Origin of the sequence: uncultured Xylophilus sp. (assembly GCA_913776965.1) — a bacterium.
Lineage (GTDB): Bacteria > Pseudomonadota > Gammaproteobacteria > Burkholderiales > Burkholderiaceae_C > Xylophilus.
The window spans coordinates 24617-46784 of the sequence record CAJYQL010000022.1 but is presented as its reverse complement, the minus strand read 5'-3'; the positions used below and the strand labels follow the sequence as shown (position 1 = coordinate 46784).

18 protein-coding genes are annotated in these 22168 nt (G+C 69.4%); 10 read left to right on the top strand and 8 right to left on the bottom strand.

The features are described from left to right. Window positions 1-314 precede the first annotated feature (314 nt). Window positions 315-2690, top strand: coding sequence for a transglycosylase domain-containing protein (locus QZ500_RS03120; RefSeq protein WP_295850677.1), 2376 nt, complete (start codon window positions 315-317; stop codon window positions 2688-2690). Window positions 2691-3062: 372 nt separating this feature from the next. Here the strand turns inward: QZ500_RS03120 and QZ500_RS03115 are convergent, their stop codons facing one another. Both QZ500_RS03115 and QZ500_RS03110 read right to left on the bottom strand, forming a co-directional pair. Then, window positions 3063-4385 carry a DEAD/DEAH box helicase gene (locus tag QZ500_RS03115; protein WP_295850669.1) on the bottom strand — a complete coding sequence of 441 codons (1323 nt, stop codon included), beginning with the start codon at window positions 4383-4385 and terminating at the stop codon, window positions 3063-3065. A gap of 481 nt (window positions 4386-4866) precedes the next feature. Continuing rightward, window positions 4867-5094 (bottom strand): hypothetical protein, encoded by a 228-nt coding sequence (locus QZ500_RS03110; RefSeq protein ID WP_295850666.1) that lies wholly within the window; start codon window positions 5092-5094, stop codon window positions 4867-4869. 210 nt (window positions 5095-5304) lie between these two features. Between QZ500_RS03110 and QZ500_RS03105 the strand changes: the two genes are divergently transcribed. From QZ500_RS03105 to trxC, 4 genes are all read left to right on the top strand, one after another. After that, on the top strand, window positions 5305-6576 hold the full coding sequence (locus QZ500_RS03105; RefSeq protein ID WP_295850661.1) for a Glu/Leu/Phe/Val dehydrogenase: 1272 nt from the start codon (window positions 5305-5307) through the stop codon (window positions 6574-6576). A gap of 45 nt (window positions 6577-6621) precedes the next feature. Then, window positions 6622-7503 carry a DMT family transporter gene (locus QZ500_RS03100; RefSeq protein ID WP_295850658.1) on the top strand — a complete coding sequence of 294 codons (882 nt, stop codon included), beginning with the start codon at window positions 6622-6624 and terminating at the stop codon, window positions 7501-7503. A 143-nt stretch (window positions 7504-7646) separates the two neighbouring features. Further along, the gene (locus QZ500_RS03095; RefSeq protein WP_295850655.1) at window positions 7647-7967 is read left to right on the top strand and encodes a hypothetical protein; all 321 of its coding nucleotides are present in this window, start codon (window positions 7647-7649) and stop codon (window positions 7965-7967) included. Window positions 7968-7977: 10 nt separating this feature from the next. Then, complete coding sequence (trxC, locus tag QZ500_RS03090) at window positions 7978-8424, top strand: thioredoxin TrxC (RefSeq protein WP_295850652.1); 447 nt, start codon at window positions 7978-7980, stop codon at window positions 8422-8424. 57 nt (window positions 8425-8481) lie between these two features. Here the strand turns inward: trxC and serB are convergent, their stop codons facing one another. After that, complete coding sequence (gene serB, locus QZ500_RS03085) at window positions 8482-9201, bottom strand: phosphoserine phosphatase SerB (protein WP_295850648.1); 720 nt, start codon at window positions 9199-9201, stop codon at window positions 8482-8484. A gap of 82 nt (window positions 9202-9283) precedes the next feature. Then, complete coding sequence (gene mfd / locus QZ500_RS03080; protein ID WP_295850645.1) at window positions 9284-12754, bottom strand: transcription-repair coupling factor; 3471 nt, start codon at window positions 12752-12754, stop codon at window positions 9284-9286. Window positions 12755-12896: 142 nt separating this feature from the next. Here mfd and ispD point away from each other — a divergent pair, with 142 nt between their 5' ends. Beyond that, entirely contained in the window at window positions 12897-13727 is an 831-nt protein-coding gene (gene ispD / locus QZ500_RS03075) for a 2-C-methyl-D-erythritol 4-phosphate cytidylyltransferase (RefSeq protein ID WP_295850640.1), read from the top strand. Between the two features lie 54 nt (window positions 13728-13781). After that, window positions 13782-14261 carry a 2-C-methyl-D-erythritol 2,4-cyclodiphosphate synthase gene (ispF, locus tag QZ500_RS03070; protein WP_295850638.1) on the top strand — a complete coding sequence of 160 codons (480 nt, stop codon included), beginning with the start codon at window positions 13782-13784 and terminating at the stop codon, window positions 14259-14261. Here the strand turns inward: ispF and QZ500_RS03065 are convergent. Both QZ500_RS03065 and ompR read right to left on the bottom strand, forming a co-directional pair. Next, window positions 14247-15725, bottom strand: a complete 1479-nt coding sequence (locus tag QZ500_RS03065; protein ID WP_295850635.1) for a sensor histidine kinase — start codon at window positions 15723-15725, stop codon at window positions 14247-14249. The two genes, ispF and QZ500_RS03065, sit on opposite strands and share 15 nt — an antisense overlap. Window positions 15726-15765: 40 nt before the next feature. Next, window positions 15766-16497, bottom strand: coding sequence for a two-component system response regulator OmpR (ompR, locus tag QZ500_RS03060; RefSeq protein ID WP_295850633.1), 732 nt, complete (start codon window positions 16495-16497; stop codon window positions 15766-15768). A gap of 184 nt (window positions 16498-16681) precedes the next feature. Between ompR and QZ500_RS03055 the strand changes: the two genes are divergently transcribed. Beyond that, complete coding sequence (locus QZ500_RS03055) at window positions 16682-17398, top strand: SIMPL domain-containing protein (protein WP_295850630.1); 717 nt, start codon at window positions 16682-16684, stop codon at window positions 17396-17398. 46 nt (window positions 17399-17444) lie between these two features. On the opposite strand, the gene QZ500_RS03050 is transcribed toward QZ500_RS03055, so the two are convergent. Then, window positions 17445-18227 (bottom strand): 3-hydroxybutyrate dehydrogenase, encoded by a 783-nt coding sequence (locus QZ500_RS03050; protein ID WP_295850627.1) that lies wholly within the window; start codon window positions 18225-18227, stop codon window positions 17445-17447. A gap of 87 nt (window positions 18228-18314) precedes the next feature. Here QZ500_RS03050 and QZ500_RS03045 point away from each other — a divergent pair, with 87 nt between their 5' ends. Together QZ500_RS03045 and QZ500_RS03040 are read left to right on the top strand one after the other, a co-directional pair. Continuing rightward, window positions 18315-19277 carry an alpha/beta hydrolase gene (locus tag QZ500_RS03045; RefSeq protein WP_295850625.1) on the top strand — a complete coding sequence of 321 codons (963 nt, stop codon included), beginning with the start codon at window positions 18315-18317 and terminating at the stop codon, window positions 19275-19277. A 14-nt stretch (window positions 19278-19291) separates the two neighbouring features. Next, the gene (locus QZ500_RS03040) at window positions 19292-21493 is read left to right on the top strand and encodes a bifunctional (p)ppGpp synthetase/guanosine-3',5'-bis(diphosphate) 3'-pyrophosphohydrolase (protein WP_295850623.1); all 2202 of its coding nucleotides are present in this window, start codon (window positions 19292-19294) and stop codon (window positions 21491-21493) included. Between the two features lie 24 nt (window positions 21494-21517). Here the strand turns inward: QZ500_RS03040 and QZ500_RS03035 are convergent, their stop codons facing one another. Continuing rightward, on the bottom strand, window positions 21518-22168 hold the full coding sequence (locus QZ500_RS03035; protein WP_295850620.1) for a DUF4142 domain-containing protein: 651 nt from the start codon (window positions 22166-22168) through the stop codon (window positions 21518-21520).

Here is a 22168-nt window from a genome sequence, read left to right as displayed (position 1 = left end):
CAGTGAAACGCCTCCGCGCCGATGATAGTGCGGGTTCCCGTGTGAAAGTAGGTCATCGTCAGGCTCTTACATCCAGCCACCGAAGCCCCCAGTTAGAGAAATCTAACTGGGGGCTTCGGCTTTGGGGAACAGGTATTCCGATTGGGCAAGGATGCGCTGATCGAAGAGTGATAAGGCTCTAAAACAGCGCCTAGACTCTCTCACTTACAGGTCTAGCGACCGCTTTTGTTTAGCATCGCGCGGTGGCAATCTCATCGCACCTTCTTCGTCTGCGCTACGGTTTGACCGATGGGCTGTGGTCGGTCGGCCGCAGCATGCGGGCACATCCATTGATCTGGCTTCTTTTTCCGATCACTGTTTTGATCGGATATGTTTTGCTATTGATCCCGGCCACGCCGAGCGTGGGCGACATCCGGAAGGCGGGCAACGAGCGTCCAACGGTGCTGATGTCGAGCGATGGCAAGGTGCTGGCCGAATTCCGACGGGCGAACCGGGAATGGGTGGGGCTCGACAAGATTTCGCCGTGGGTCAAGGCTGCGCTGATTTCGACGGAAGACCGGCGCTTCTACGACCATCAAGGTATCGACTTGCGCCGCACCGGCGCCGCGTTCGTGAACACGCTGAAAGGCGAACGTCAGGGCGGCTCGACGATCACGCAACAGCTCGCTCGCAATCTCTATCCCGAGGAGATCGGCCGCTCGGTGAGTATTCACCGCAAGCTCAAGGAAGCAATCACAGCGATGAAGATCGAGCGCGTCTATTCGAAGGACGAGATCCTCGAGACGTACCTCAACACCGTTCCCTTCCTCTACAACGCATACGGCATCGAAATGGCGGCGCGGACGTACTTCGATACGTCGGCGGCCAAGCTGGATGCGCTGCAGAGCGCAACGCTGATCGGGATGCTCAAGGGCACCAGCTACTACAACCCGGTCGGCAATCCCGAGCGTGCGGTGGAGCGCCGCAACATCGTGCTGTCGCAGATGGCGCGCCAGGGCGCGTTGACGGACGTGCAGTTCGCAGCGCTGAAAAAAACGCCTTTGAAGATCGATTTCGAGCGTCAGGGCGAAGCGGTCGGTCCCGCGCCGCACCTGGCACGGCATCTGCGCAACTGGATGCTGGAGTGGGCAGACCGCTACGACTACGACATCTACACGGATGGCCTGCGGGTGGTGACGACGATCGATTCGCGCCTGCAGGACTTGGCGAATGGTGCGGTGCAGCGCCAGGCTGACCAACTACAACGTGCGGCTACGGCGATGTGGGGCGGGCCGCGCAGCTGGTCTGCGAACCGGCCCGAAGTGCAGGCGATGGTGCGCGACACCGGTGGCTACAAGGCGGCCCGCGCGGCAGGGCAGGACGACGCAGGTGCCTTGAAGGAGGTTCTCGGCGACGCCGCAGCGATGGCGAAGCTGCGGGAGGACAAGTCCCGTCTTCAGGCGGGCTTTCTGGCGATGGATCCGCGCACTGGCGAGCTGCGCGCCTGGGTGGGTAGCCGCGGCTATGCGGAAGACCAGTTCGACCATGTCGCGCAGGCGCGGCGTCAGCCGGGTTCGACCTTCAAGCCGTTCGTGTACGGCGCGGCCTTCGCGCAGGGCATGTCGGCGGACGACCTGCTGATGGACCAGCCGGTGGAAATCGCACTCGGGGGCGGCCAGGTCTGGCGTCCGTCGGACGGCGGTGGTCCGAGCTACCAGCCGATGAGCCTGCGCAATGGCCTCGCTTACTCCAAAAACACGATCACGGCGCAACTGATGGAGCGGGTGGGGCCGGCCAATGTCGCCCATCTGGCGCGCCGGATGGGGGTGCGGCAGAGCAAGCTCGAAGAAGTTCTCGCGCTGGCGCTCGGCACGAGTCCGGTGACGCTGAAAGAAATGGTGAGTGCGTATGGAACGATCGCCAACGGCGGCTCGTTCATCGAACCGACGTTGGTGACGCGGATCGAGGACCGCGACGGCCGGGTGCTGGCCAACTTCCGGCCGGCGTCGCCGGAGCCGGCCCTGGCCGAGGCCGCGGCGTTCACACTGCTCGACAGCCTGCGCGGAGCTGTGGACCGGGGCACCGGCACGGCGATCCGGAACCGCTATGGCATCAACGGCGACGTGGCAGGCAAGACAGGGACGACGCAGAACAACACCGACGGCTGGTTCATCCTGATGCACCCGCAGCTCGTGGCAGGCGCCTGGGTGGGCTTCAACGACAGCCGACTGACGATGGGTGACAGTTGGGGGCAGGGCGCGCGCAGTGCGCTGCCGATGGTGGGCGATTTCATGCAGGCGGCACTGCGTGCCAAGACGATCGATGCCGACGCGGTCTTCGCCGCGCCGAAGCAGGTGCCGGTAGCTCCGGCCCAGCAGCCGTTGGACGCGTATCCGGGCGCGTATGGGAGCGATCCGGGCGGTTACGGCGGGTTCGGCGGCTCCGAGGCTGGCGGTGCGGCGCCCGCGGGCACGCCGCCCTCGGCCGCGTTTCCCGAGGTGCGCGCCGACGGTGGCGGGACCGCACCTTTCGCGCCGTATGTGGTCGAGACGATGCCGCCCCAAGCGCCAGTGCCACCGGCCGAGCTGGTGCAGGCCCTATCGCCGCCGGCCAGCCCGGCGGGCGTGTCGGCCGCCGCAGCAGGGAGCGATGCGGTGGAGTTGAGGCGGATGCCGGCTGCTGACGTGGCGCGCTTGTTGTCGACTCGGTAGGCGTCCGATACGAACGTGGTTGTCGCAGCGCCATAACCTCGATGGCTGGACGGGGACGGACGCTCCGACCGTATGAGCCTGAGAACACCGCATTCGACCGCAGCGATGCTGCGGATCGCGAGAAGTCCGGTCCTTTAAGTCGAGTCTCCGGGCAGCAGACTTGCGATCGCGATGAGGTCCGCACGACGCGACGCTGGTCGTAACCTCCGCGTCGCGAGCCCGAAACTTTGGATGCAGCACGCCCCGAGCTGCCATCGCCGAGCTATGGGTTTCGAGGCTATCCGTTGAATTACGCGCATGATCACGGCCACCGAGATTTCATCGCGAAATCGTGCTGCAGCGTCCATCCCGCCTGCGCTACTTGCTATCGAATCAGGAGTTTCCTTCGTCGCCTGTAGAAGGCGTCGCAGGCGCTATGCCGGCTGTTGCCGCCAAAGCAGCAGCAGCCCGCAGCTTGTCCTTCTTGCTCGGCCGCTGACCCTTGACCCCTCCGGTCCCTCTCGACCCGACCGCTCCCGGCGCCGTATGGAGAGCGCCACCGCCCGCATCCACCGCAACCTGCCGCGGCGCGAACCCTTCGACGACTTCCCGCTCCAGCTGCAGCCCCTGCCGCTTTTCGATCAGCCGGAAATGCGCCTCCATTTCCGGCGTCACGAAGCTGACCGCCACGCCGGCGGCACCCGCCCGGCCGGTGCGGCCGATGCGGTGTACATGGTCCACCGGCGACCGCGGCAGATCGTAGTTCACCACCACCGGCAGCTGCGCCACGTCGATGCCGCGGGCGGCCAGGTCGGTCGTCACGACGACTTCCCAGCGTTCGGCGCGCAGTTCCTCCAGCACCTGGGTACGGGTGCCCTGGCTCAGGTCGCCGTGGAAGGCGGTGGCGAAGATGCCGGCGCGGTAGAGCTTTTCGGCGACGTGCTCTGCGCTGTGCTTGGTCGCGACGAACACCAGCACGCGCTGCCAGCCTTCGGTGGCGATCAGGTGGCGCAGCAGCGCGGTGCGGCGGCCGGTATCGACGCGGATCGCCCGCTGCACGATGGCCGGCTGCGGGGCGTCGCCTGTATCGACCGCGATGCGGCGGGGGGTCTGCAGCACGCTGTCGGCAAGCGCCTCGGCAGCAGGCGGAAAGGTGGCGGAGAACAGCAGGTTCTGCCGCGCCGCCGGCACCAGAGCCTGCAGCCGGTTCCATTCGTCGGCGAAGCCGGCGTCGAGCAGGCGGTCGGCCTCGTCGAGCACCAGCAGGCGCACGGCACTCAGGCCCAGCGCGCGGTGCTCGACAAGATCGAGCAGCCGGCCCGGTGTCGCGACGACGATGTCGGCGCCGCCGCGCAGGGCCATCATCTGCGGCTGGATCGACACGCCGCCGAAGGCCGCGACGATCCGGGTTCTCCAGGGCAGCGCCTGCGCGAGGCCGCGCAGTACCGCGCCGACCTGGGCGGCGAGCTCGCGGGTTGGCACCAGCACGACCGCCGCCGGTCCGCGTTCCACCAGCGGCAGGTTGCGCAGGCGCTGCAGCAGCGGCAGCGCATAGGCGACCGTCTTGCCCGAGCCAGTATGGGCGGTGGCCAGCACGTCGGCACCGTCGAGGATGGCCGGGATGGCGGCCGACTGGATCGGCATGGGCGTGGAGAAGCCGCGCCGCTGGGCGGCACGTTCGATGTCGGGTACGAGGCCGAGGTCGGCGAAGGTCATGGAATGGTCACGAGAAGACAGGCAGGGATTTTGACGGGCGCGCGGCGGGCACAGCGGATGCGGTGACGATGCCGTGCAAGCCTGCCGCCATTGCACTGTGCGTGAGCCGACACGCCGCACGCCGAGGATGCCCCGAGATGGCTCGGCGATGCGGCCTGTATAAAGCCGGAGGTGTCTGCGCGGCCGACCAGTTCCGCGGCTGTCCGGCCCGCGCAGGCCGTTCCGTCCGGATACTGATGGATCACTACTGATTCGATAGCGCACTGCGTAGGCAGAACCCGCGCAAAGTGCCGATTTGTATGCGAAATCCCTCAACGGCGGACATCGCCTGCTAGAACCGGGAACGGGCAGGGTCTGCCTTGCGGCCAAGCGCCGGGGCCGACCGGCCCGCCGCTGGCCCCGCCCATCCGGTCAGCACGCGCGATTCAAGCATCGACGCCGAACTGGACGTGATCCCGGCCATCCGGCTCGACCTGCCCGATCAGGGCGACCGGTGCAGCCGCGGCGCGGCCAGCAGCGCCAGGTTGTCCTCGATCGCCGCGTCCACGTCGCGCCAGCGGCCGGCCAGCGTGCGCGCGGCGATGTCGGCCTGCAGGGCGCGCAAATCCTTGACGGTCGGCGCGACCTTGATCTGCGCGATGGCGGCGGCTCTGTTGCCGGCCTGGAGGAGGGCGAGCACCTTGCGGGCCCAGTCGGAGGTCTTGGCCATGGCGGGCAGTCCTTGCGGTGGCGGAAACGGAAAAACGCGGGAACGCGGCGGGGCGCCGATGGTGCCATGCCGGCGGCGCATGGCGCGCACCGGCGCCCTGCATGGCCTGCCGCGCATAACGCTCCGTCACCGTCGGCATGGCCGCTGGCCGGAGGATGGGGGCCGCACTATCGTCCACCCATTCCTCCACTACCAGCGAAGACCGGCAGCATGAGCGCACCTCTCTCCTATGTCCACCCGACGTCCGACAGCCCGTGGGGCACCTACCTGTCGCAGGTGGACCGGGTAGTTCCGTACCTCGGGCCGCTGGCGCGCTGGTCGGAGACGCTCAAGCGCCCCAAGCGTGCGCTGATCGTCGACGTGCCGGTCGAACTGGACGACGGCACCATCGCCCACTACGAGGGCTACCGGGTGCAGCACAACATGTCGCGCGGCCCGGGCAAGGGCGGCGTGCGGTTCCACCCGGACGTCACACTGGAAGAGGTGATGGCGCTCTCGGCCTGGATGACCGTGAAGACCGCGGCGGTGAACCTGCCGTTCGGCGGCGCCAAGGGCGGCATCCGCGTCGATCCGAAAAAGCTGTCGCAGAACGAGCTGGAGAAGATCACCCGCCGCTACACCAGCGAGATCGGGCTGATCATCGGCCCGCAGCAGGACATTCCGGCGCCGGACGTGAACACCAACGGCCAGATCATGGCCTGGATGATGGACACCTACTCGATGAACGTCGGTGCCACCTCGACCGGCGTGGTGACCGGCAAGCCGCTGCACCTGGGCGGCTCGCTCGGCCGGGTGAAGGCTACCGGCCGCGGCGTGTTCGTGACCGGCCGCGAGGCGGCGCGCCGCATCGGGCTGGACCTGCGCAGCGCGCGGGTGGCGGTGCAGGGCTTCGGCAACGTGGGTTCGGTCGCGGCCGAGCTGTTCGCGGAAGCCGGTGCCTCCGTCGTTGCGGTGCAGGACCACACCGGCACGATCTACAACGAGGCCGGCCTCGACATGGCGGCGCTGGTGCTGCACGCCCAGCGCGAGGGCGTCGCCAGCTTCCCCGGCGGCGAGCGCATCGGCAACGATGCGTTCTGGGAGGTGAAGACCGACATCCTGATCCCCGCGGCGCTCGAAGGCCAGATCACCGCCGAGCGTGCGCAGAAGACGATGGCGCGGCTGGTGCTTGAAGGCGCCAACGGCCCGACTACGACCGATGCCGACGACATCCTGGCCGAGCGCGGCGTGTTGGTCGTGCCCGACGTGATCTGCAACGCAGGCGGCGTGACCGTCAGCTATTTCGAATGGGTGCAGGACTTCTCGTCCTTCTTCTGGGACGAGGACCAGATCAACCAGCGGCTCGACAAGATCATGGTGAACGCGCTGAACCACATCTGGGACACCGCCGATCACCACAAGATCACCCTGCGCACCGCGACCTTCGCGGTGGCCTGCGAACGCATCCTGGCGGCGCGGCAGGAGCGTGGGCTGTACCCCTGAACCAGGACAGCACCGGCCCTCGGGCCGGTGCATGATCGGCCGCCTATGCACCGATCGCCCCGTTTCGCGACCCTGCCGACCGTTCTGGCGCTGGTGGGATCGATGGCCTCACTCACCTCGGGCGCGTCGTTCGCCAAGCAGCTGTTCCCAGCGCTCGGGGCCGAGGGCACGACGCTGCTGCGGGTGGGTTTCTCGGCGCTGATGCTGCTCGCGTTCTGGCGGCCCTGGCGTTTTCGCTGGGAGCGCCGGCAGCTGCGCGGCGTGCTGCTGTTCGGCCTGTCGCTCGGCGGCATGAACCTGTGCTTCTACCTGGCGCTGCGGACCATTCCGCTGGGTGTGGCGATCGCGCTGGAGTTTGTCGGGCCGCTGGCGGTCGCGGTGGCGGCTTCGCGCCGCGTGTTGGACTTCGTCTGGATCGGCTTTGCGGTGATCGGCGTCGGGCTGCTGCTGCCGCTGTGGCAGTTCTCGACGCCGCTCGATCCCGCCGGCATCGGCTACGCGGTCGCCGCGGGCGTGCTCTGGGCCGCCTACATCGTGCTGGGCCAGCGGGCAGCGCGGGTGCATCCGGGGCCGGCGCTCGCGTGGGCGATGGCGACGTCGGCGGTTCTGGCCTTGCCGTTCGGCGTCGCGGCCGCGGGCGCCGCGTTGCTGGCGCCGCCGCTGCTGCTGGCCGGGTTGGCGCTGGCGGTGCTGTCGAGCGCGGTGCCGTATTCGCTGGAGATGTTCGCCCTGCGCCGGCTGCCGGCGCAGAGCTTCGGCATCCTGCTCAGCTTGGAGCCGGTGCTCGGGGCGCTGGCGGGGCTGGTGTTCCTGCACGAACGGCTGAGCGTGGTGCAGTGGATCGCGATCGGCTGCGTGATCGTCGCCTCGGCTGGGACGGCAGCCACCGCGCGTCCGCCGGTGCCGGCGGAGCCTACGCCGCTGTGATCGCGGGTTTTGTAGGCAAACGGGCCTTCAGCGCCCGTCGGGACTGCGTAGGAAGCTACATTTTCGATAGCATTCGCCCAGCGCGTGGTGTGTGGCCGGCAGGCACCTCTTGCAAGCGGCCCCGGCGGTCCCAGCTTCTTGGTATGAAAACCACCCCTACGCTTCCCCAGAACGCTGCACTGCTCGCCGGTTTGCTGGAACGGCTGGAGCAGGGCGGCCATCCCGACCCGTCGCAATTCCGCCAGGTCGCGCACCGGCTCGCCCAGGAACTCGCCGTGGTCGACCACGACGACGGCCTGGAGGCGCTGCTGTCGGCCTCGACCGCGGCAGCCGAGGTCTACGAGAACCTGAACTACCAGCATGCCGGCCTGTGCCGTTCGCTGCTGGACACTTCGCTCGCCGCCGAGCAGCAGGCCCGCGAGGCGATCGCCCGCGCGATGCGCACCACCGCGTCGCCGCAGTAAAGGCCCGACGATGCCCGCACCTGCCGCCGCGCTGCACATCGTCTGCCCGCACTGCCACACCACCAACCGGGTGCAGTTGGCCGACACGGCCCGCGCCCCCGACTGCGGCAAGTGCCACCAGCCGCTCTTCACCGGCCAGCCGGTGGCGTTGGACGAGGCCAATTTCGACCGGCACCTGACGCGCAGCCAGATCCCGCTGCTGTTCGATTTCTGGGCGCCGTGGTGCGGACCCTGCCGGCAGATGGCGCCCGCCTATGCGCAGGCAGCGGAGGTGCTGGAGCCGGCGATGCGGCTGGCGAAGGTCGATACCCAGGCGGTGCCGACGCTGGGTGCGCGGTACGGCATCCGCAGCATCCCGACCCTGGCGCTGTTCAAGGGCGGCCGCGAGGTCGCGCGGCAGGCCGGCGCGATGGGCGCCTCCGACATCGTGCGCTGGGCGCGGCAGCACGCTGGCTGAGTCCCGCGGCGGCGGGAGCAGTGGCGTTATGCCGTCGCGGCCCCGCTCCCGCTGCGGCTAGCGCAGCACTTCCAGTAAGCGGTCCAACCCGCCGTCCTCGATCGACACCATCGCCTGCTCGCGGACCTTCGGCTTCGCGTGATAGGCGACCGACACGCCGGCCTCGCCCATCATCGGCAGGTCGTTCGCGCCGTCGCCGACCGCGATGCACTGCGCGGGCGCAGCACCCAGCAGCGAGGCGACTTCCAGCAACGTGCGGCGCTTCTCCGCGCCATCGCAGATGTCGCCCCAGGCCTGCGGCACGACGCGGCCGGTCAGGTGCCCGTCCGCTTCCTCCAGCAGGTTGGAGCGCGCGAAGTCGATGCCCAGCCGCGCCTTCACCCGGTCGGCGAAGAAGGTGAAGCCGCCCGACACCAGCAGCACCTTCAGCCCCGCCGCCCGGCAGGCCGCGACCAGCGTGTCGGCGCCCGGGTTCAGCCGCAGGCGTTGGTCGTAGACCTGCTGCAGCGACCCGACCAGCACGCCTTCCAGCAGCGCGACCCGGCGGCGCAGGCTTTCCTTGAAGTCCTTGATCTCGCCGCGCATCGTCGCCTCGGTGATCGCCGCGACCTCGGCCTTCTTGCCGACCGCATCGGCGATCTCGTCGATGCATTCGATGTTGATCAGTGTCGAGTCCATGTCGAACGCGATCAGGCGGAAGTCGGCGAGCCGCAGCGGTGCGGCGATGCCACGCAGCACCAGGCCGGGGGCGGGGAAGGGCGCAGAGATGTCGTTCATGGAAATAATCGGATGAAAAACCGTGCCTGGCGCAGATGGGACCTGCGCAGCACGCTATGAAATCAGGAGTGAGCCAGCCCCGTCAGGCCGATTCCGCCGCCGCCGCCTTCGGCTGGCCCAGTGAGCGCAGCACGTCGCGCACCATCTGCGCCCGGTCTTTCGGTTCCTGCAGTTCGCGCTCGATCCGCAGCTTCTCGTTGCCGGCGAGCTTGATGTGCTTGTTCTTCTGGATCAGCTCGATGATGCGCATCGACTCGACCGGCGGATTCGCGCGGAAGGTGATGTTCGTTACGCCCGGCGCCGCATCGACCTTCACCACGCCGTAGGGCTTGGCCAGCACCCGCAGCCGGTGCACGTCGATCAGCGTCTGCGCCTGGGGCGGCAGCTTGCCGAAGCGGTCGACGATTTCCTCCAGCAGCTGGTCGATTTGGTCGGCGGTCTTCGCGGTCGCGAGCTTCTTGTAGAACGACAGCCGCAGGTGCACGTCGCCGCAGTAGTCGTCCGGCAGCAGGGCGGGGGCGTGCAGGTTGATCTCGGTGGTCGCCGACAGCGGCGCCAGCAGGTCGGGCTCCTGGCCGGCCTTCAGCGCTTTCACGGCCTCCGACAGCATCTCGTTGTAGAGCTGGAAGCCGATCTCCATCATGTTGCCCGACTGGCTCTCGCCCAATACCTCGCCGGTGCCCCGGATCTCCAGGTCGTGCATCGCCAGGTAGAAGCCGGAGCCGAGCTCCTCCATCTGCTGGATCGCCTCCAGCCGCTGGCCGGCCTGCTTGGTCAGGCCCTCGGTGTCGGGCACCATCAGGTAGGCATAGGCTTGGTGGTGGCTGCGGCCGACGCGGCCGCGCAGCTGGTGGAGCTGCGCCAGGCCGAACTTGTCGGCGCGGCTGATCACGATGGTGTTGGCGCTCGGCACGTCGATGCCGGTCTCGATGATGGTGGAGCAGAGCAGCAGGTTGAAGCGCTGGGCCACGAAGTCGCGCATCACCCGCTCCAGCTCGCGCTCAGGCATCTGGCCGTGGGCGACGGCGATGCGCGCCTCGGGCAGGATTTCCTCCAGCTTCTGGCGGCGGTTCTCGATCGTCTCGACCTCGTTGTGCAGGAAGTAGACCTGCCCGCCGCGCTTCAGTTCGCGCAGCACCGCCTCGCGGATCACGCCGTTGCCCTCGTTGCGCACGAAGGTCTTGATCGCCAGCCGCCGCTGCGGCGCGGTGGCGATCACGCTCAGGTCGCGCAGGCCCTCCAGCGCCATGCCGAGCGTGCGCGGGATCGGCGTGGCGGTGAGGGTCAGCACGTCGACCTCGGCGCGCATCGCCTTCATCGCCTCCTTGTGGCGCACGCCGAAGCGGTGCTCCTCGTCGATGATCAAGAGGCCGAGATTCTTGAACTTGACGCTCTCGCTGAGCAGCTTGTGGGTGCCGACGACGATGTCCACGCTGCCGTCGGCGAGGCCCTTGGCGGCGGCGGAAATTTCCTTGGCGGAGCGGAAGCGGCTCATCTCGGCGACCTTCACTGGCCATTTGGAAAAACGGTCCACCAGCGTCTGGTAGTGCTGCTCGGCGAGCAGGGTGGTCGGCGCGAGGAAAGCGACCTGCTTGCCGCCGGTGACCGCGATGAAGGCGGCGCGCAGCGCGACCTCGGTCTTGCCGAAGCCGACGTCGCCGCAGACCAGGCGGTCCATCGGCTGCGGGGAGATCATGTCCTGGATCACCGCATGGATCGCGGCGCGCTGGTCGGCCGTCTCGTCGAAGCCGAAGTCGTTGGCGAAGATCTCGTAGTCGGACGCGGCGTAGCGGAAGGCATAGCCCTCGCGCGCGGCGCGGCGGGCGTAGATGTTGAGCAGCTCGGCTGCGGAGTCGCGCACCTGCTCGGCGGCCTTGCGCTTGGCCTTGTCCCACTGACCGGAGCCGAGCCTGTGCAGCGGCGCCTCGTCGGCGCTGACGCCGGTGTAGCGGCTGATCTGGTGCAACTGGCTCACCGGCACGTAGAGCGCGGCCTTGTCGGCGTATTCCAGGTGCAGGAACTCGCTGTCGCCCTGGCCGAGGTCCATGTTGATCAGGCCGAGGTAGCGGCCGATGCCGTGCTGCACGTGCACCACCGGGTCGCCGACGTTCAGCTCCGACAGGTCCTTGATCAGCGCCTCGACATCGCTCACCTGCTCCTGCCGGCGGCGCCGGCGGGTGGTCGGGCCGGCGGCGAAGAGCTCGGTCTCGGTGACGAAGTCGATGCCCTCGTCCAGCCAGGCGAAGCCGGTGGCGAGCGGCGCGGTGGCGATGCCGATCTTCTCGTCGTCGCCGGCGGCCTCGAATTCGGCGAGCGAATCGAAAGCGGGCGGCTGCACGCCGCTGGCCCGCAGGAAGTCGAGCAGGCTCTCGCGCCGGCCGTCGCTCTCGGCCAGCAGCAGCACCCGGTGCTGGGTGTTGCGGATGTGGGTCTTCAGCCGCGCGAGCGGGTCTTCGGCGCCGCGCACTACCGACATCTCGCCGAGCTTCTGGAAGTGGGCACTGTCGGCAATATCTTCCACGCCCGCGCGGATCGCCAGCTGCGCATGCGCGTTGGCCCGGGCGTAGAACTGCTCCATGCTCAGGAACAGCGCATCGGGCGTCAGCACCGGCCGCTCCGGGTCGCCCTGCACCAGCCGGTAGCGCTCGCGGGTGTCCTGCCAGAAATGCTGGAAGGCCGGCTCCAGGTCGCCGTGCAGCACCACGGTGGCGTCGGCGCCCAGATAGTCGAAGACGGTGGCGGTGTCGTCGAAGAAAAGCGGCAGGTAGTACTCGATGCCGGCGGTCGCGACGCCGGCGCCCATGTCCTTGTAGATGCGGCTCTTGGTCGGGTCGCCGTCGAGCAGTTCGCGCCAGCGGCTGCGGAACTTGGCCCGGGCGTCGTCGTCCATCGGGAATTCGCGGCCGGGCAACAGCCGCACTTCCGGCACCGGATACAGGCTGCGCTGGGTGTCGGGGTCGAAGGTGCGGATCGAGTCGATCTCGTCGTCGAACAGGTCGACCCGGTAGGGCTGCGGCGAGCCCATCGGGAACAGGTCGATCAGCCCGCCGCGCACCGCGTATTCGCCCGGGCTCACCACCTGTGTCACGTGGCTGTAGCCGGCGAGGGTGAGCTGCGCCTTCAGCTTCGCCTCGTCGAGCTTCTGGCCGGTCTTGAACTGGAAGGTGTAGCCCGCCAGGAACGAGGGCGGCGCGAGCCGGTAGAGCGCGGTGGTGGCCGGGACCAGCACCAGGTCCGCGCCGTGCTCCCGGTCGTTCTGCGAGATGCGCCAGAGCGTGGCCAGCCGCTCGCTGATCAGGTCCTGGTGCGGGGAGAAGGTGTCGTAGGGCAGGGTTTCCCAGTCCGGGAACAGGGCGCAGCGCAGGCCGGGCGCGAAGAAGCCGATCTCGTCGATCAGGCGCTGGGCGTCGGTCGCGTCGGCGGTGACGATCGCGGTGCGCCGGCCGGCGGCTTGCTCGCGCAGGCCGAGCCGGCCGAGCAGCAGGGCGTCGGCCGAGCCGGGCGGGCGCGGCAGGGAAAAGCGTTTACCGGGGACGAGGCGCGGAAGATCCATGGTGCGGGGCGGCGCAGCGAGGTGCCGCGACAAATGGAAAGCACCCCCCGGCGGGCGGCCGGGGGGTGCGGGAAACGGTGCTGCGCGATTCTAGAATGGCGCCTTTTTCCCGTCCTGCAAGGTGCGCTGCGCCGACGCTGCCATGCCGCCTGCCTCCCTCCCATCCTCCCTCGTACCGCCGGCACTGGCCCCGTCCGCGCCTGCGGCCGTCGCGCCGGCCGTCAGGTGCTGGGCCGTCGTGCCCTGCGGCGGGACCGGGTCGCGTGCCGGCGCCGGCGGGCCGAAGCAGTACCGTCCGCTCGGCGGCCAGCCGCTGGTGATGCACACGCTGGCCGCACTGGGCGCCGTGCCACGGATTGCCGGCATGCAGCTGGTGGTGGCGCCGGGCGACGCGGTGCTGGCCACGGCCATCCTTCCGCCCGGCTGCATGCTGCAGCCCGAGGGCGGTACGACCCGGGCCGACACGGTGCAGGCGGGCCTGCGGGCACTGGCCGCGCGCGGCGCCGCTCCGCAGGACTGGGTGCTGGTGCACGACGCGGCGCGCTGCCTGGTCTCGCCGGCACAGGTCGATGCGCTGATCGACGCCTGCCTCGCCGATCCGGTCGGCGGCCTGCTCGCGCTGCCGCTGGCCGACACGCTCAAGACCGCATCGGCCGACGGCCGGGTCGCGGCCACGGTGGACCGCGCCGGCAAGTGGCTGGCGCAGACGCCGCAGATGTTCCGGCTCGGCCTGCTGACCGAAGCGCTCGGTGCCGCCGGCGGCGCGGTGACCGACGAAGCCTCGGCGGTCGAGGCGCTCGGCCTGCAGCCGCGGCTGGTGGTCGGCAGCGCCCAGAATTTCAAGGTCACCTGGCCGGAGGACTTCGCGCTCGCCGAAGCCGTCCTCGCGGCCCGGTCGCAGCCGGCGACCGTCGCCCGCTACGGCGACGGCCGGTGCGAGGCCTCGCCGCTGCCGCCGCGCGTCCTGTACTGAGCGGCGGCGCGCCGCAGATTCCGATTCACCTTTCACGATCGAAGGACCCGACCCATGACCCACATCCGTATCGGCGAAGGCTGGGACGTGCACGCGCTGGCCGAGGGCCGCCGGCTGGTGCTCGGCGGCGTGGAGATCCCCTACGAGAAGGGCCTGCTCGGCCATTCCGATGCCGACGTGCTGCTGCACGCGATCACCGATGCGCTGCTGGGCGGCGCGGCGCTCGGCGACATCGGCACCCACTTCCCCGACACTGATCCGCAGTTCCGTGGGGCCGATTCCGCGGTGCTGCTGGCCGAGGCCGCGCGCCGGGTGCGGGCCACCGGGCTGGAGATCGGCAACGTCGACAGCACGGTGATCGCCCAGGCGCCCAAGTTGATGCCGCACATGCCGGCGATCCGCGCCCGGATCGCCGAGGTGCTCGGCATCGCGGTGGACCAGATCAACGTGAAGGCCAAGACGGCCGAGAAGCTTGGCCCGGTGGGCGAGGGCCGCAGCATGGAAGCCCGCGCGGTCGTGCTACTGTTTCGATAGCTGTCGGCGCTTGACGGACGGGCGCCAGAGGCGTTTTTCCGACCCATTCTGTGCCGACGGCGCCGGCGGCTTGCCTTCGGCACGGCGCAGCTGGATGCGGGCGCTCAGGCCGCCGTTCGACGCGTTGGACAGGGCGAAGGTGCCGCCCATGCGCCGCACCGTCTTGTCCACGATCGACAGGCCGAGGCCGGCACCGGTCGCCGACGTGCGCGCCGTATCGCCGCGGAAGAAGGGCTTGGTCAGGTCGGGCAGCACATCCGGCGACACGCCGACGCCGTGGTCGCGCACCGTCAGCACCACCTGCTGGCCGTCGCGGGTCGGCGTCGCGGCGATCTCGACCTCGGCCACGTCGGTGCCCGGCGACTTGCCGTAGCGCCGGGCGTTCTCGATCAAGTTCGACACCACCCGCGCCAGCTCGGTGCTCTCGGCGATCACGCCCAGGCCTTCGGGAATGTCCACCCGGATCTGCAGCTCGTCGTGCTCTTCCACCGCATAGACGCAGGAGGCGACCACGTCGCCCAGCGCCACCGGGCCCACGTCCACATGGTCCGGCCGGGCGTAGTCGAGGAACTTGTCGATGATCGCGTCGAGCTGCGCCATGTCGGAAATCATGTGGTCGCGCGCGTCGGCATCGGCGACGCTCATCTCGGTCTCCAGCCGCAGCCGGGCGAGCGGGGTGCGCAGGTCGTGCGAGATGCCGGCGAGCATCACCACCCGGTCCTGCTCCAGCTGCGCCAGCCGCCGCGCCATGCGGTTGAAGCCGAGGTTCACCTCGCGGATCTCGGTGGTGAGGGCGTGCTCGTCCAGCGTGCTGCCGGCGAAGTCGCCTTCGCGCACCCGGTTGGCCGCGCGCGACAGCTGCTTGAGCGGTCGGTTGATCAGCCGCGCAATCGCTGCGGCGCCCGCAAACGACAGCGCACCGGCGGTCGCCAGCCAGATCAGCCAGGTCATGCCGCTGGCAGGCGAGAAGCGGGACTGGTCGAGCAGCAGCCAGTTGGAGTCGCCGTTGATCGCGAAGCCGATCCACAGCCCGCGCTCGCCGTTGACCACCTGTGCGACCACCGTGCCCTGGCCGAGCCGGCGCACCAGTTCGTCGGTCATGCGCCGGCCGAAGCGGTCGTCGTCCAGCGGGGTGTAGCTGTCTCCGGGCTCGCGCGGCAGGATGCGCACGCCTTCCTGGTCGGCCATGGTCTTGATCAGCGACACCCGCGCGATCGCATCGGCGTGGATCAGCGCGGCCCGGCTCAGGTTGACGAGGGAGGCGATCTGCTGCGCGGTGTGGAGCGCGCGGGGTTCGTATTCCAGCGACAGCAGCGTGTGCAGCCACGCCATGATGCTGCCGATCAGCAGTATCGCCAGCAGGAAAAAGGTGCGCCAGAACAGGTTCAGCCCGACGCGCGGACGGTGCTCCTCGCCGTCCGCGGCCGGGCGTTCGCTGCCGGGCGGCACCGTCACCGCCGACATGCGGCCTCCTGCCGGGCGCAGTGCATCGGCACGGCTCCGGTCAGCCCGCTCCGTCCGGCACGAACACGTAGCCCACGCCCCAGACCGTCTGGATGTAGCGCGGTGCGGCCGCATCAACCTCGACCAGCTTGCGCAGGCGCGAGACCTGCACGTCCAGGCTGCGGTCGAAGGGCTCGAATTCGCGGCCGCGGGCCAGCAGCGCCAGCTTTTCGCGCGACAGCGGCTGGCGCGGGTGGCGCACCAGGGCCTTCAGCATCGCGAATTCGCCGGTGGTGAGCGGCAACTCCTCGCCGTTCTTCTGCAAGGCACGGGTGCCCAGGTCGAAGGCGAAGGGGCCGAAGTGCACCACCTCGTTCTCGCCGGACGGCGCGCCGGGCGCCTCCTGCGGCGGACGGCGGCGCAGCACCGCATGGATGCGGGCCAGTAGTTCGCGCGGGTTGAAGGGCTTGCCCAGGTAGTCGTCGGCGCCCACCTCCAGACCGACGATGCGGTCCACGTCCTCTCCCTTGGCGGTCAGCATGATGATCGGGGTGCGGTCGTTGGCCGCGCGCAGGCGGCGGCAGATCGAGAGGCCGTCTTCGCCGGGCATCATCAGGTCCAGCACGATCAGGTCCACCGTGTCGCGCAGCAGGATACGGTTGAGCGCCTTGCCGTCCTCGGCCACCATCACCTCGAAGCCTTCCTGCGTCAGGTAGCGGCGGAGCAGATCGCGGATCCGTGCGTCGTCGTCCACTACCAGGATCTTGTCGGTGCGGGCTGCGGGTTGGGTCATTGAGGCTTCCGGTTATTTGTAACAGCGGGGGATTTTGTAGCCCTGGCGACGCCCACCCCGCCCGAACCTGACCAACTGTTACAAGTCTTGCCCGCGCTCCCAGCCTGTTGCGCAGCGGCCGTCAACATGGCGGCCGCAGCTGGCGTTGGACCGGCTCTCTGACTCACGAAACCTCGGAAGACGCATGAAGTTTGCTATTAAAACCATAGCTGCATCCGCAGCACTACTGGGCGCTGGCGCCGCTTTTTCTCAGAATGTTGTCGTGGCGCCGCCGCAGAACGTGGTGCAGCTGTCGGCCAACGGACAGGTCGAGGTGACGCAGGACATGCTCAGCCTGACGCTCGCCACCACCAAGGAGGGCATCGACCCGGCGGTGGTCCAGGCGCAGCTCAAGTCCGCGCTCGACGGAGCCCTGACCGAGGCCCGCCGCGCGGCGGTGCCGGGCCAGCTCGATGTGCGCACCGGCAACTTCAGCCTGTATCCGCGCTACTCGAAGGAAGGTCGCATCGCCAGCTGGCAGGGCACCGCCGAACTGGTGCTGGAAGGCCGCGACTTCCCGCGCATCACCACCACCGCCGGCAAGATCTCCACGCTCGCGATGCGGCGTGTCGGCTTCGGCCTGAGCCCGGAGCAGCGCGCCAAGGTGGAAACACAGGCCCAGGCCCAGGCGATCGAACAGTTCAAGACCAAGGCGGCCGAACTCACCCGCAGCTTCGGCTTCCAGCGCTACACGCTGCGCGAGGTGTCGGTGAATTCCGATGTGGGCGCGCCGATGCCGCAGGCGCCGCGGATGATGGCGATGGCCGCGAAGATGGAGGGCGCCGATGCGCCGGTGCCGGTCGAAGCCGGCAAGAGCACGGTGAACGTCAACGTCTCCGGCTCGGTGCAGATGGCGCCCTGAGCGGGCGGGCGGGGCTGCACAAGCCCCGCCTCTTTGCGCGCTGCGGTTACTGCGCGGTCCAGCCGCCGTCGACCTGCCAGGCCACGCCCCGCACGTTGTTCGCGGCCGGGCTGCACAGGAACACCGCCAGCCCGCCGAGTTCTTCCGGCGTGGTGAATTGCAGCGACGGCTGCTTCTCGCCCAGAAGGTCGCGCTTCGCCTCGTCCTGCGACTTGCCGTCCTTCTCGGCCCGCGCGTCGATCTGCTTCTGGACCAGCGGGGTCAGCACCCAGCCCGGGCAGATCGCGTTGACCGTGACGCCGGTGGTCGCGGCTTCCAGCGCCGCGGCCTTGGTGAAGCCGACGATGCCGTGCTTGGCGGCCACGTAGGCCGACTTCTGCGCCGACGCCACCAGGCCGTGCGTGCTGGCGATGTTGATCACCCGGCCCCAGTTGGCGGCCTTCATCGCGGGCAGTGCCAGCCGGGTGGTGTGGAAAGCGCTGGTCAGGTTGATCGCGATGATCGCGTCCCACTTCTCGACCGGGAAATCCTCTACCAGCGCGACATGCTGGATGCCGGCGTTGTTGACCAGCACGTCCACCCGCCCGCTCACCTTCGCAGCCGTGTCCATCATGTCGGCGATATCGGCCGGGCGCGACATGTCGGCGCCGTGGTGGATCACCGTGACGCCGTGCGCGCGGCCGGCCTCGGCGACCAGCCGCTTCGGCTCGTCCGTGTCGCCGAAACCGTTGAGCACGATGTTCGCGCCCTGGCGGGCCAGCGCCTCGGCGACGCCGAGGCCGATGCCGCTCGTCGAGCCGGTGACCAGGGCCGTTTTTCCTTTGAGCATGGGGTGTTTCTCCGCGATGAATTAGGATGAGCCGGTGATTATCGAATGGCCCTCTGCGGCCTCCGTGACGCCTTGTCCGCTTCCTGCATGCAGCCCCAACAACCCCTCCTGAAGACCGTCGTCTGCCCCGGTGCCGCCGGCGCGCCGCCCGGTGCCGAGCCGACCGACGGCACCCACCGCATGGCCTGGTGGGAATGGAACGCGACCGGCGATGCGCATCATCCGCACGTCGTCGTCTGCGTGCACGGGCTGTCGCGGCAGGGGCGGGATTTCGACGTGCTGGCCCGCACGCTGTCGCGCCACGCGCGGGTGGTGTGCCCCGACGTGGTCGGCCGTGGCCGCAGCGACTGGCTGCAGGACCCGAACGGCTACGGCGTGCCGCAATACGCGGCCGACATGCTGGCGCTGCTCGCCCAATTGCAGGCCGAAGGACCGATCGGCACGCTGGACTGGGTCGGCACCAGCATGGGCGGACTGATCGGCCTGGCCGTCGGCGGCCAGCCCGGTCTGCCGCTGGCGCAGCCGATCCGCCGCATGGTGCTCAACGACGTCGGCCCATCGCTGCAGTGGGAGGCGCTGCAGCGCATCGGCACCTATCTGGGCCGTCCGGTGGAGTTCCTGTCGGTCGAGGAAGCGGCGCAGGGTCTGCGGCTGGTGTCGCAGGGCTTCGGTCCGCACACTGCCGCCGAGTGGATGGCGCTCACCGCGCCGATGCTGCGGCCCCGCGGCGACCGCTGGGTCCTGCACTACGACCCTGCCATCGCCGTGCCGTTCCGGGCGTTCACCGAACAGGCGGCCGCGCAGTCCGAACAGGTGCTGTGGTCGCTCTATGACCACCTGAACGCGCAGACGCTGCTGCTGCGCGGTGCGGACTCCGACCTGCTGTCGCCCGCGACCGCCCAGGCGATGGCCGAACGCGGCCCGCGCGCCCGCGTCGTCGAATTCGCAGGTGTCGGCCACGCACCCACGCTGGTGGCGGCCGACCAGGTCGCGGTGGTGCGCGACTTCCTGTTCGCCGAGACCGACGCCCGCGAACCGGTGGCCGGATGAACGGGGCGGGCGTCATGGGCGCGACCGCGCCGCCGGCCGAGGCCGTCTCCGAACTGGCGCTGGCCACCGCCCACGCCCTGCCGGAGCAGGAGAACGCGCTGGCCCGTGCCCGCGCCTTCGCCGAGCCGTTCATCGCGCACGAGACGCTCGATTCCGGCCAGAACACCCTGGCCCACGCGGACGCTGTATCCGGCATCCTCGCGACCATCGGCGGCTCCGACGCGATGCGCGCGGCCAACTACCTGGTCCATGCCTGCGAATACTTGGCGCGGCCGGCCGACACCATCGGCAAGGCCTTCGGCAGCGAATACGCAGCCCTGGCCGTCGAGACCAACCGGCTGGTGCACGTCCAGCGGCAGGCGCGCGGCGCGGATTCCGCCGCCCAGCTGGTCGACGATCCCGCGGTGCAGACCGAGAACGTGCGCAAGATGCTGCTCGCGTTCTCGCGCGATATCCGGGTAGTGATGCTGCGGCTCGCCTCGCGGCTCGAGACGCTGCGCCATGCCGCGGCGTCCAGGCGCGCGGTGCCGCCGAGCCTGGCGCACGAATCGCTGCACGTGTTCGCGCCGCTGGCCAACCGGCTCGGCATCTGGCAGATCAAGTGGGAAATGGAGGACCTGGCCTTCCGCTTCCTGGAGCCCGACACCTACCGCGAGATCGCCCGGCTGCTGGACGAGAAGCGCGCCGGCCGCGAGCAGGCGATGGAACAACTGCGCGCCGGACTGGAGGCGCAGCTGCGCGCCCGTGGCATCCCGGCGACGGTGCAGGGCCGGCCCAAGCACATCTACAGCATCGTGAAGAAGATGCGCGGCAAGTCGCTGGACTTCGACCAGGTGTTCGACATCCGCGCTCTGCGGGTCATCGTGCCGAGCGTCAAGGCCTGCTACGAGGCGCTCAGCTGGGTCAACGAGCGCTTCGAGCCGCTCGTCGAGGAATTCGACGACTACATCGCCCGGCCGAAGCCCAACGGCTACCAGTCGCTGCATGCGGTGGTCCGCGATGCGGCCGGCAAGCCGATCGAGATCCAGATCCGGACCGAATCGATGCACGACCATGCCGAGCATGGCGTGGCCGCCCACTGGGCCTACAAGGAGGCCGGGCAGAAGGGCTATGCCGGCGTCAGTGCGGCGAGCGAGTACGACGCCAAGATCGCGGTGCTGCGCCAGCTGCTCGCCTGGGAGCGCGACCTGTCGGGCACCCAGGAGCACAAGGGCCTGTTCGAGGACCGCATCTACGTGCTGACGCCCGATGCCGCGGTGGTCGAGCTGCCGCAGGGCGCGACGCCGGTCGATTTCGCCTACACCGTGCACACCAGCGTCGGCCACCGCTGCCGGGGCGCGCGGGTCGACGGCGCAATGGTCGCCCTCAACACGCCGCTGCAGAACGGGCAGACGGTGGAGATCACGGTTGCCAAGGAAGGCGGCCCGTCGCGCGACTGGCTCAACGCCGACCTGGGCTACCTGACCAGCAACCGCGCCAAGGCGAAGGTGCGGGCCTGGTTCAACGCCCAGGCCAACCACGAGAACATCGCCCGCGGACGGGAGGCGGTCGAGAAGCTGCTGCAGCGCGAAGGCCGCACCGCGATGAAGCTCGACGACCTGGCGTCGCAGCTCGGCTTCAAGACGGCGGACGACCTGTTCGAGGTGGTCGGCAAGGACGAATATTCGCTGCGCAACATCGAGACGCTGCTGCGCCCGCCGGAGCCGGTGCCCGAGCCCGACGACCTGGTGCTGCTGCGCAGCGCCCGGCATCCCGACCGCACGCCGAAGGGTGGGGTGCTGGTAGTCGGCCTCGACTCGCTGATGACCCAGCTGGCCAAATGCTGCAAGCCGGCGCCGCCGGACGCGATCCGCGGATTCGTCACCCGCGGCAAGGGCGTCAGCATCCACCGGGGCGACTGCAGCAATTTCCGGGAGATGGCCGCCCGCAGCCCGGAACGGGTGATCGAGGTGGAGTGGGGCGTGCCGAAGAGCGGCGTGTCCGACGTCTACCCGGTCGACGTGACGGTGGAGGCGGCCGACCGCCAGGGGCTGCTGCGCGACATCTCGGACGTGTTCACCCGCGAGAAGACCAATGTGATCGGCGTGCAGACGCAGTCGGTCAAGGGTACCGCCTGGATGACCTTCACAGTGCAGGTGGCCGATTCCGGACGGCTGCGCAAGGTGCTGGGCGTCGTGGCGGAGGTGCCGGGGGTGCGCTGGGCGCGGCGGCGCTGAGGCGCGTCTTGCTCCGACGCCGACTCAGCGCTGCATCGATTGCTGCTCCAGCCGCCGTGCCGCATCGAGCCGGGCCCGCTCGGCCGGCAGGCGCGATTCCAGCCAGGCCCGGAAGTCCGGCACGACGGTGGTCCGCAGCGCCCGCTCGTACAACCGCACGTCATCTCGCCGGTCCTGAATGCCGACCTGCAGGCGGAAGGCCGAATCGAACGCCTCGCCCGACAGTGCGCCTAGCCGCCCGAGCAGCGGCCGTCGGCCTTCGGGCACCGCATCCGGCAGCGGATAGTTGTGGTCGCGCGCCACGCGCTGCAGGCCGGACAGGCCCGACGCCGCATCGGTCTGCAGGGTTCGGGCCAACGCCGCGAGCTGCGGGTCCTGCGCCCGTTCGACGCCCAGCTTCGCCGCCTCCTGCTGGAACAGCAGGCCGCCGGCAGCCTTGGTGATGAAGGCCCGGTCCGGCTTGCTGAGCCGCGCGGGCGCCGATTTCTCGAACTTTTCGCCCTCGGGATCGCTGTTGCGCGGTGCGTCCATGTTGCGCTGGGCGCGCTCCGGCCCCGACGGGGTGCGGCTCGCGTTGTCCGGCGGCGGAGCGGCGTGAACAGCCCCCGCAGCCAGCGCAAACAGCAGGCTGGCCACCCACCAGCGCGGCACCGGGGGCACGACGGTGCGGGCCAT